Here is a 1,091-nt window from a genome sequence, read left to right as displayed (position 1 = left end):
GGCGGCGTCACCGCCACCGGTGAGAGCCCCCGCCAGCCCGATCACGGCCGCCACCGGCGGCAGCAGGTAGGTCAGCACCAGGCCGACGACGGTGCCGGCGAGCAGCACGGGCGAATGCCGCAGCTGGGTGTACGCGCTACGGGAGATCATTTTCCACAGGTCGGCGAGCCCGGGGTACGGGCGGACGCTGCGCACACCCCCGGGCCCGCGGTCGGCCAGGCCCAGCCAGATCCGTCCCCCGCCGCGCTTGACGGCCCTGGCCAGCGAGCAGTCGTCGATGACCGCGCCGCGGATGGCGGCGATCCCACCGGCGCGGTCCAGCGCGGCCCGGCGCAGCAGGACGCATCCGCCGGCCGCCGCCGCCGTGCGCGCCGTCGGCCGGTTGGCCCGGCGGAACGGGTAGAGCTGGGCGAAGAAGTAGACGAACGCGGGGATGACGAGCCGCTCCCAGCGGTTGCTCGTGCGCAGCACGGCCATCAGGGACGTGAGGTCGAGCCCGTGGCCGGTGGCGTGGCGGACCAGCCGGGTCACCGAGTGCGGGCCGTGGGCGATGTCGGCGTCGGTGAACAGCAGCCACCGCGCGTCGGGCCCGGCCGCGCGTACGCCCTGCTCCATCGCCCACACCTTGCCCGCCCAGCCGGCCGGGCGCGGCTGGCCGTCGACGACCGTGAGCCGCTCGCCGGCGCCCGCGGCCCGGCCGATGGCGCGGGCGACCTCGCCGGTGCCGTCCTCGCTGGAGTCGTCGACCAGCAGGACGCGCAGCCGTCCCGGGTAGTCCTGCCCGAGCAGGGCCGGCAGGGTGTGCGGCAGCATCTCGGCCTCGTCCCGGGCCGGCACGATCACGGTGATCGCGGGCCAGCCGCCGGGCGGCTCGACGCCGCCAGCCCCGCCAGCCCCGCCGGTGCCGGCGGCGTCGGCGTCGGCGAGCCGGGTGTCGGTCCGCCAGAACATTCCGTGCCCGGCCGCGAGGACCAGCCAGACCAGCATCGAGAGCACCGCGCACGCCGCCAGCGTCATCATGCCGGTCAGCCTCGCAAATCAGCCGCCCACACGCGCCCATCGACACGGCTGTGTGGTCAGTTCCTCCCACT

The 1,091-nt window shown here is 76.0% G+C and carries 1 protein-coding gene; it reads right to left on the bottom strand.

The window, feature by feature from the left end; genetic code table 11:
* The coding region (locus tag AC5LSR_RS21795; protein WP_493468919.1) for a glycosyltransferase at nt 1-1,020 on the bottom strand (1,020 nt) is incomplete at its 3' end.
* Between the last annotated feature and the right edge of the window lie 71 nt (nt 1,021-1,091).

Source organism: Protofrankia sp. CiP1_Cm_nod4 (assembly GCF_982290645.1).
This window is presented reverse-complemented; position numbering and strand designations above follow the sequence as displayed.